9 protein-coding genes are annotated in these 7,867 nt (G+C 70.8%); 3 read left to right on the forward strand and 6 right to left on the reverse strand.

What is annotated here, in order from left to right; genetic code table 11:
* Positions 1 to 21 precede the first annotated feature (21 nt).
* Positions 22 to 552, reverse strand: coding sequence for a M48 metallopeptidase family protein (locus tag LO763_RS27800; RefSeq protein WP_369432108.1), 531 nt, complete (start codon positions 550 to 552; stop codon positions 22 to 24).
* Between the two features lie 143 nt (positions 553 to 695).
* Positions 696 to 860, reverse strand: coding sequence for a DUF5679 domain-containing protein (locus LO763_RS27805; RefSeq protein WP_166659568.1), 165 nt, complete (start codon positions 858 to 860; stop codon positions 696 to 698).
* 303 nt (positions 861 to 1,163) lie between these two features.
* Between LO763_RS27805 and LO763_RS27810 the strand changes: the two genes are divergently transcribed.
* Positions 1,164 to 2,462, forward strand: a complete 1,299-nt coding sequence (locus LO763_RS27810) for an ABC1 kinase family protein (protein ID WP_255673090.1) — start codon at positions 1,164 to 1,166, stop codon at positions 2,460 to 2,462.
* A gap of 242 nt (positions 2,463 to 2,704) precedes the next feature.
* Here LO763_RS27810 and LO763_RS27815 read toward each other — a convergent pair whose 3' ends face one another.
* The 4 genes from LO763_RS27815 to LO763_RS27830 form a co-directional block, all read right to left on the reverse strand.
* The gene (locus LO763_RS27815) at positions 2,705 to 2,926 is read right to left on the reverse strand and encodes a hypothetical protein (RefSeq protein WP_230791677.1); all 222 of its coding nucleotides are present in this window, start codon (positions 2,924 to 2,926) and stop codon (positions 2,705 to 2,707) included.
* Positions 2,923 to 3,282: a WhiB family transcriptional regulator gene (locus LO763_RS27820; RefSeq protein ID WP_369432109.1), complete on the reverse strand. Its 360-nt coding sequence runs from the start codon at positions 3,280 to 3,282 to the stop codon at positions 2,923 to 2,925. Before LO763_RS27820 ends, LO763_RS27815 begins: the two co-directional genes overlap by 4 nt.
* A gap of 101 nt (positions 3,283 to 3,383) precedes the next feature.
* Positions 3,384 to 3,818 carry a hypothetical protein gene (locus LO763_RS27825; protein WP_230791678.1) on the reverse strand — a complete coding sequence of 145 codons (435 nt, stop codon included), beginning with the start codon at positions 3,816 to 3,818 and terminating at the stop codon, positions 3,384 to 3,386.
* Between the two features lie 173 nt (positions 3,819 to 3,991).
* Complete coding sequence (locus tag LO763_RS27830; protein ID WP_230791680.1) at positions 3,992 to 6,139, reverse strand: ATP-dependent DNA helicase UvrD2; 2,148 nt, start codon at positions 6,137 to 6,139, stop codon at positions 3,992 to 3,994.
* A gap of 259 nt (positions 6,140 to 6,398) precedes the next feature.
* On the opposite strand from LO763_RS27830, the gene LO763_RS27835 reads away from it, so the two are divergent.
* Entirely contained in the window at positions 6,399 to 6,632 is a 234-nt protein-coding gene (locus tag LO763_RS27835) for a mycoredoxin (RefSeq protein ID WP_230791682.1), read from the forward strand.
* A gap of 279 nt (positions 6,633 to 6,911) precedes the next feature.
* The coding region (locus LO763_RS27840; RefSeq protein ID WP_230791691.1) for an EamA family transporter at positions 6,912 to 7,867 on the forward strand (956 nt) is incomplete at its 3' end.

Below are 7,867 nucleotides of genomic sequence, written 5' to 3' on the forward strand. Positions count from 1 at the left end.
GAAGGCGGTCGGCGCGGCGGTTCAGCGGCGCTCGGTGGCCTCCGCGTCGGCGATCCCCTCGAGGTAGCCGCGGGCCCGCTCGGCCTTGGAGTAGCGGCCGACCAGGTCCCAGAACGGTCGCGAGTGGTCGTAGTGGACCAGGTGCGCCAGTTCGTGGAGCAGCACGTAGTCGATGACCCAGGAGGGCATCATCGCGAGCCGTCGCGAGAGGCGGATCGTGCCGTCGGCGGGGGTGCACGAGCCCCAGCGCCGCTGCTGGTTGTCGACCCAGCGGACGCTGCGGGGGGCGGCGCATTCGGGGTGCTCGGGGTAGTAGCGGCGGGCGAGCCTGACGGCCCGGTCGCGCAAGGCGGTGTCGGAGGCCCTGCCGTCGCGGGCCTCGCGCTTGCGCAGCCTCGCGAGCATGTGGTCGATCCACTCGCGCTCCTCGGTCTCCGAGAAGGCGTCGGGGATCATGACGACCACGCGGCCTCGTTCTTCGTAGGCCGCCACGGTAGCGCGGCGCCGGGGAGAGCGCCGTACTTCAACGGGGGGATGCACTTTGCGCGCCATGAACGCACATTAATCCGAGGGGGTGACAATCTCATAACGCGCATGTCCAGATTGCGGCGATCGCAGCGGGTTCGATAATAAAATCCCCTCGCCGATCTCCCGGAATATGGGATCGAACGAGGGGCAGGTCGCTCGAGTCGCGATCACGAGGCCTTGCCGAGGATCCGGTTCATCTTGGTGCCGCAAGTCGGGCACGTCCCCTTGGCCATCCGTCGGCCCGAATCCGAGACCACCACGTGTCCCTCGAAGTCGCGCTTCTCACGGCATTTGACGCAGTAGCCGTTGTAAGTCTCCGTAGCTTGAGCCACTGGCTTCCCCCTGTTGTGCGCGGCCCCGCCGTGCGGGGCACCGATGCGACGGTCACGCTACGCGACCATCCAGTCTCAGAATGCCACAGTTTTCACGCCTGTAAGTCCCGCCGCGCCGCTTCACCCAGGCGGGTGACAGGCGCGCGGGAGCCGTGCGGCCCGGCACGGGCTCGCCCGGCGGGTCGGGCCGTACCCGGTGACACCGGAAAGTCGCCGCGGCGTGAGAGCATTGGGAACGTGAGCGACAGGCATGGATCCGCCCGTTCGGGTGACGACCTCCCGCGCCGGGCCTTCTCCCGGGGCATGAAGCTCGCTTCGCTGCCGCTGGGGCTGGCGGGCCGGGCCACGGTCGGGCTGGGCAAACGCGTTACCGGACTGGCCGACGAGGTTCTCGGCGAGCAGGCGCAGCGCCGCACCGCCGAGCACGTCTTCAGCGTGCTGGGGCAGCTCAAGGGGGGTGCGATGAAGCTCGGGCAGTCCCTGTCGATCTTCGAGGCGGCCCTCCCCGAGCACCTGGCCGCGCCGTACCGGCAGGCGCTGACGAAGCTCCAGAACGCCGCTCCCCCGCTGCCGGTCGCGAGCGTCCACGGGGTGCTCGAGCGGCAGATGGGCGCGGACTGGCGCGAGTGGTTCCGGGAGTTCGACGACGCCCCGGTCGCGGCGGCGAGCATCGGGCAGGTGCACCGCGCGGTGTGGGGCGACGGGCGCGAGGTCGCCGTCAAGATCCAGTACCCGGGCGCGGGCGACGCGCTGCGCTCGGACCTGCGCCACCTGTCGCGCATCGCCCCGATGTTCAAGGTGCTGCAACCGAACTTCGACGTCAAGAAGATCACCGTGGAGCTGCGCGAGCGGCTCCTCGAAGAGCTCGACTACGAGCTGGAGGCCGCGACGCAGCGGCAGTTCGCCGACGCGTTCCGCGGCGACCCGCTCATCTCGGTGCCCGAGGTGGTGCACGCCTCGAGCGAGGTGCTGGTGACCGAGTGGCTCCCGGGGAGGGGCCTGGCGGCGGTCATCGCCGACGGGACGCAGGAGGAGCGCGACGCGGCCGGGCTGCGGCTGGCGACGCTGCACTTCTCGGCGCCCCGGCGGGCCGGGCTGCTGCACGCCGACCCGCACCCGGGGAACTTCGCGATCGGCGAGGACGGGCGGCTCGTCGTCTATGACTTCGGCGCGGCCGCGCGCCTGCCGGACGGGATGCCGGTCCAGGTGGGGCGCCTGACGCGCCTGACCCTGGACGGGAAGGCCGCGGAGGTCGTCGCGGGACTGCGCGGCGAGGGCTTCGTGCCGCCGGGCCTGGAGATCGACGCCCAGTCGATGCTGGGGTTCATCAGGCCGATGCTCGAGCCGATCGCGGGCGAGGAGTTCCAGTTCACGCGGGAGTGGCTGCGCCATGAGAGCACCCGGCTGACCGGCCAGGGCTCGGAGGCCGCGAAGCTGAACAAGCAGCTGAGCTTCCCGCCGTCGTACCTGCTCATCCACCGCGTCACGATGGGGTCGATCGGGGTGCTGTGCCAGCTGGGCGCGACCGCCCATTGGAGGGGCATCCTCGAGGAGTGGCTCCCGGGCTTCGCCGACCCCGAGGGCGCCGACCCGAACCGCTGAGGCGCGGCGCCGTTGCGCCGTTGCGCCGTTGCGCCGTTGCGCCGTTGCGCCGTTGCGCCGAATGATGCCCGCCGACCCTGTCGTACCGCTGCGGCATCGTTGATCCGGGGGGCGCTGCGGATGTCCGTTTCACGAAGACACTCCGCGACACGCCTGATCTTCCACGCCGTTTCAGGGCATAACAAAAGGGGCCCGTCCCCTCTCAGGGACGGACCCCTTCAGCCAACGCGGTGGTCGCGACGTCAAAGCCTGTCCCGTCGGCGGTGGCGGCCGGTGTGGCGGGGCGTCCGGGTGTAACCGGCTTCCCTCCACAGGCTCCGCATCCGCAGACGTCCCACGCGTCCGTACGCCGTGGACTTCGCCGGCATCGGCCGGACCGCTTCGATCTCCCCTTCCATGAGGAGTTCGAGATCACTCGCGCCGACGTCCCGCTTGAGATGGCGGCTCAGGTAGTCGACCGTCATGACACCGCCACCCCCGCCAGGGCCAGTTCCCGGGTCCGCGCGGCGAGCTCGGCCTGCGCGGCCTGCTCGACGACCGCGGCGTCCTTGCGCGGGCGGCCGCGGGGCCGCTTGCGGGCCACCACGTTGCCCTTCTCGAAGATCTCGCCGCCCCAGACGCCCCAGGGCTCGTGGCGGTCGAGCGCCCCGGTCAGGCACTCCAGGCGCACCGGGCAGTCGGTGCACAGGGACTTGGCGAACTCCAGCTCGGTGGGCTGCTCGGAGAACCACAGGTCCGCGTCGTACTCGCGGCACGGCAGGTCGCTTCCGGTCTGACAGGCCTGCTCTCGCAGTTCGGGCCCGATGAGGGTGTCGGTCATGGGCTCGGTCTCCTCTCGAATCTCGATGGTCGTCTTCACGTTCGGTCGCATCAGCGCTGTCTGAGGACTCAATTGCTTCGCAATCCGTCTCGTCTGTTCTTCTACTGCTGGGCCGCGACCTGGCGTTGAGCCATACAAAAAGGCCGCGATCCCTGGTGCGGGATTCGCGGCCTCGAGAGGGTCCGATCGGGCTTCTGTAAGCCCTTTCGATGTTCTCGAGGCGGTTTCCCGCGGGTGACGCCGTGACGCTTCTTGGAGCCGGAGACCGGCTGCCAACCGAGGCCGGCGACTGCACGGCCACGTCCACGAAGGGTCTCGGCGCCCATATCGGTGGTGTTGTCAATCGTGTTGACGGTGCCCAGGGCCGTGGTCAGGACGGCGACGGGCAGAGTGGTGCCCTGAGCCGGGGTCGATTCGGCCGCGAGCAGAGTGGTGCCACGGAACTGGGCGAAGACGGGCGCGACGTTCCGATAAACGGCGGCCGCCGAGTCGCCCGCGGCGATCCCGGTGTGCATGGCTTCGCTGAACAGCAACATCGTCTACCCCTCCTTTCCAGGTTCCATGGTCAGCATTCGGTCTTCATCTCCTACGAGCCGGAGTCGAGGCGCACACCTCTCCCGGCCTGAGCAACGCTACGCCCGTCATACTCAGGAGCGCAACGTATTTTTCCGGGGTTTCGAAAGAAAATTTTTGCGGTTGCGTCGGAGGGTCACGACCCCTCCGTGCACATCGCGATCGCCTCCTCCACTTCCCCGCCGTTGACCAGGTGCAACACAGCCGGTCCGTACTTGTCGAGTTTGGACTTCCCGATGCCGTGGAGGGCGGCCAGTTCGCTGTCGGATCCCGGACAGCGCTCCGCGATGGCGATCAAGGTCACATCCGTGAAGACGGTGAAGGCGGGTTTGGCGTCGTGCTTGGCGACGCTCACGCGCCACTCGCGCAGCCGCTCGAACAGTCCTTCGTCCATAGTGGCCGGGCAGTCCTCGCAATGCCCCAGCTTGCGGTCGCGCGCGTCCGTCAGGGGCTTGCGGCAGCCGGAGCAGTTGAGGACCTTGGACTTCTTGGGGCCGCGCTGCTTCGGGGCGGCCTCCCCCGGCGCGGGCGGGCGCGGGAAGCCGTCCAGGCCCAGGGGCGCGAGGAAGCGGCACAGCCGCCGCTCGCGCCCGCCCGCGTTGCGGGCGAGGCCGTAGGAGAGCTGGAGGCGCTCGCGGGCGCGGGTGATGCCGACGTAGAGCAGGCGGCGCTCCTCCTCCAGGGCGGTCTCGGTGCGGGCGAAGGTGGTCGGGAGGGTGCCGTCGGCCAGGCCGACGAGGAACACCGCGTCCCATTCGAGGCCCTTGGCCGCGTGCAGGCTCGCGAGGGTGACGCCCTCGACGGCGGGGGCGTGCTGCTCGGAGGCGCGGCGGGAGAGCTCGGCGCAGAACGCGTCGAGGTCGGGCTCGGGGCCCTCCTCGTCCGGGTTGGCCCGATGGTGCTCCAGGAACTGCTCGGCGAGGGCCGCTAGGGCGGCGACCGCTTCGTAGGCCTCGCGCTGGGCGCCGCCGGAGGGGGCGGCGTCGGGGCGCCAGCCGACCGCTTCGAGCGCGGTCGGGACGGCCTCGAGCAGGGGCATCCGCCCGATGTCGGTCTTGGCCGCCGAGCGCAGGGCGACGACGGCCTGGCGCACTTCGGCGCGTTCGAAGAAGCGGGCGGCGCCGGTGACGACGGTGGGGACGCCGTAGGAGGCCAGCGCCTCCTCGTACGCCTGGGACTGGGCGTTGGTGCGGTAGAGGACCGCGATCTCGGAGGCGCCGGCGCCGTCGGCGATGAGCTTGGAGCAGCGCCGGGCGATCATGTCGGCCTCTTCGGCCTCGTCGGCGAAGACCTCGGCGGTGACGGCGGGGCCGTCGGGGCGCTGGCCGACGAGCTCGAGGCGCATCTTGGCCTCGCGGCCCTTGGACTCGCCGATGATCTGGTTGGCGAGGCCCACGACCTGCGGGGTGGAGCGGTAGTCGCGGACGAGGCGGACGAGCGCGGCGCCGGGGTGGCGGCGGGTGAAGTCGAGCAGGTGCCGCGAGGTGGCGCCGGTGAAGGAGTAGATGGTCTGGCTGGCGTCGCCGACGACGGTGATGTCGTCGCGGTCGCCGACCCAGGCGTCGAGGAGGCGCTGCTGGAGCGGGGTGACGTCCTGGTACTCGTCGACGACGAAGAAGCGGTACTGGCTGCGGATCTGGTCGGCGGCGGCGTCGACGTCGGTGATGAGGTCGGCGGTGTAGGCGAGGACGTCGGCGAAGTCCATGACGCCGGCGCGGCGCTTGGCCTCGATGTAGGCGGCGTAGACCTTGGCGACGTCCTCGGGGGCGACGGGGGCGTCGCGGCCGAGCGCGGCGATGGCGCTGACGTAGTCGTCGGGGCCGATGAGGGAGGAGGCGGCCCATTCGATCTCGGTGGTGAGGTCGTAGTTCTTGGCGCGGGAGGTCTGGAGGCCGGCGCGGGCGGCGGCGATCGCGGTGAACTTGAGGGTGGAGTCGATGAGCTCGGGGAGCTGGCCGCCGAAGCGGCGCGTGCCGAAGTAGCGGAGCTGGCGCAGCGCGGCGGAGTGGAAGGTGCGGGCGTTGACGCCGGCGACGCCGAGGCCGCGGAGGCGGTCGCGCATCTCGCCGGCGGCGCGGGCGGTGAAGGTGACGGCGGTGACGTGCTGGCCGCGCATGTCGCCGCGCAGGACGCGCCAGGCGATGCGGTGGGTGACGGCGCGGGTCTTGCCGGTGCCCGCGCCGGCGAGGACGCAGACCGGTCCGGGTTCGGCGGTCACCGCCTCGCGCTGTTCAGGGTCGAGTCCCGCCAGGAGTTGTTCGATGGCCCGATCGCGCGCAGTCATCCCGCCAGTCTCCCAGAGCCCTCCGACAGGAATCGGCGGGCCGTTCCCCCGGTCGCGGAAGGCATGGCGGGTGTCACCGCGATGGCGCAGGGCCGCATGTGCACCGGCCGTCCTCAACCCCCACCCTCCACGAGAGGGGAAGAGTAAGGCCAGCGTCCCGCGGGGGTCCGACAGGAATCGGCCCCGGCGGGACGCCGTTCGCTCTCGGCGGAATGCCCCGGGCCGGTATCGCGTTACTGTCGATGGAGAAGGAGGAACGATGATCACCATGTACAGCACCACCTGGTGCGGCTACTGCAAGCGGCTCAAGATGGCGCTCGACCGCGAGGAGATCCTCTTCAAGGAGGTCAACATCGAGGACGACCCCGAGGCCGCCGAGTGGGTCATGGGGGTCAACGGCGGCAACCAGACCGTGCCCACGGTCAGGTTCGAGGACGGCTCCGCCCTCACGAATCCCTCTCTCGCGCAGGTGAAGGCGAAACTCGCGGCTTGACCTGTGCCACATGCCGAGACTATGGTCACGTTTAGGACACGAAGCCGGTACGATGCCCTATAGTTGACTCGTCAAGCTTGCTTAGCGACTTCGAGGGGTGGTCGCTAAGCATTCAGGCCCGGGATGGATCCGTCCCGGGCCTTTTCTCTTCCCGTCGCGCCGGTGTACGGTTCGCTCGCCCCTCAATCGATCCCGCGCGTCGGCCACGGCCCGGACCCCAGGTCCGGAGCCGGTCCCCGGTCCCGCCGCGCCCACCGCCGGTCGACCCGTGGAGCCCTCATGTCGTCACCTCGCGCCGCCCTCGGCGTCACCCTCGTCCTCTGCGCCGCACTGTTCTTCGGCGTCTGCGGCCCCTTCGGCAAGGTCGTGATCCAGGCCGGGCTCACCCCGATCCAGGTCACCTGGCTGCGCATCTGCGGCGTCGGCGTCATCGCCCTCGTCGCCGCGGCCGTGCCGCTGGTGCGGGTGCTCCGCGACGGCAGGCGCCTCCCCTGGGGCGGCCTGGCGCTCTTCGGGCTCACCGCGGTCGCGGCCGTCCAGGCCTTCTACTTCATCGCGGTCGAGCGCCTGCCGGTCGGCATCGCGCTCCTCCTGGAGTTCATGGGCCCCATCGTGGTCGTCGCCTGGGTCAGGTTCGTGCGCCGCACGGTCCTCCCCCGCGCCGCGGTCATCGGCGTGCTCCTGAGCATCGTCGGCCTGTGCATCGTCGTCGAGGTCTGGACGGGCCTGCGCCTGGACGCGGTCGGCCTGCTCGCCGGCTCGGCCGCGGCCGCCTGCCAGGCCACCTACTTCCTCTCCGGCGAGAAGCTCACCGCCAAAGTGGACGTGCGCATCCTGCTCGCGACCGGCTTCACCGTCGGCGCCGCCGCGCTCGCCCCGCTCGCGGCGCCGTGGGCCATGGACTGGGCGGTGCTCTCGTCCACGGTGACGCTCGGGGGGATCGACACGACCGGGACGGCCAGCGTCGCCCTGCTCGTCCTGTGCACCGCCGTCGCGTACGGCCTCGGGCTGAGCGGCCTGCGGTTCGTCTCGGCGCCGGTCGCCGGCGGCATCGGCTACATGGAGGTCGTCGTGGCCTCGATCGCGGCCTGGGCGCTGCTCGGCGAGGCGCTGACGGTGCCGCAGGTCATCGGCGGGCTCGTGGTGATCGCCGGCGTCTTCACCGCGCAGCGCGCCGTCTCGGCGAAGGCCGCCGACGCGGACGAGGAGGCCGAGGAGGCCGCCGTCACCAAGGT

Source organism: Glycomyces amatae, from assembly GCF_020991375.1.
In the GTDB taxonomy this organism is placed as follows: Bacteria; Actinomycetota; Actinomycetes; order Mycobacteriales; family Micromonosporaceae; genus Glycomyces; species Glycomyces amatae.

Coding starts and splice junctions, on each gene's coding strand:
- LO763_RS27825 (WP_230791678.1), bottom strand. CDS start 3,818: ATGTTGCTGTTCAGCGAAGCCATGCACACCGGGATCGCCGCGGGCGAC.
- LO763_RS27835 (WP_230791682.1), top strand. CDS start 6,399: ATGATCACCATGTACAGCACCACCTGGTGCGGCTACTGCAAGCGGCTC.
- LO763_RS27815 (WP_230791677.1), bottom strand. CDS start 2,926: ATGACGGTCGACTACCTGAGCCGCCATCTCAAGCGGGACGTCGGCGCG.
- LO763_RS27820 (WP_369432109.1), bottom strand. CDS start 3,282: ATGACCGACACCCTCATCGGGCCCGAACTGCGAGAGCAGGCCTGTCAG.
- LO763_RS27830 (WP_230791680.1), bottom strand. CDS start 6,139: ATGACTGCGCGCGATCGGGCCATCGAACAACTCCTGGCGGGACTCGAC.
- LO763_RS27810 (WP_255673090.1), top strand. CDS start 1,164: ATGAAGCTCGCTTCGCTGCCGCTGGGGCTGGCGGGCCGGGCCACGGTC.
- LO763_RS27800 (WP_369432108.1), bottom strand. CDS start 552: ATGGCGCGCAAAGTGCATCCCCCCGTTGAAGTACGGCGCTCTCCCCGG.